We start from the raw sequence: 449 nt of genomic DNA, 5'->3' as shown, positions 1-449 counted from the left end.
CCGGGGTGCTGTCGGCCTGCACGCTGGCCGCCACCGGCCCCGCGCCGCGCGCCCCCGCCCCGCCGGCCGTGGCGCAGGCGCCTTCGGCCGCCAGCCTGTCGCTGGCCGCCTATTACCGCGACCTGCAGGCGGGGTTTCTGGATCGCGGGCTGATGCGCACCGATCCGGGCATCCCCGACGCGCCCTTCACCGCGCGCATGCTGTCCGAGGCCTTTGTCCGCATCGCGCTCTACGATGAATTCCAGCGCGGCCCCGGCGGCTATGTGGCGCGCGAGACGCCCAGCATCCTGCGCCGCTGGCAGGACCCGGTGCGCGTGGCGCTGCGCTTTGGCGCCTCGGTGCCCGAAAGCCGGCGCGCGACCGAACGGGTGCGCGTGGCGTCGCTGCTGGGGCGGCTGTCGCGCGTGACGGGCCACCCGATCCGGTTGCAGGACGCGGGCGCCAACTTC

Annotated in this window: 1 protein-coding gene; it reads left to right on the top strand. The window is 75.7% G+C overall.

Going from position 1 to position 449, the window contains the following annotated elements; all coding sequences use genetic code 11:
- Positions 1 to 449: DUF2927 domain-containing protein (locus ACLD7X_RS18950; protein ID WP_411425226.1), on the top strand; the 449-nt coding region annotated here is incomplete at both ends.

Origin of the sequence: Aphanothece microscopica RSMan92 (assembly GCF_046613545.2) — a bacterium.
Lineage (GTDB): Bacteria > Cyanobacteriota > Cyanobacteriia > PCC-6307 > Cyanobiaceae > NIES-981.
This window is presented reverse-complemented; position numbering and strand designations above follow the sequence as displayed.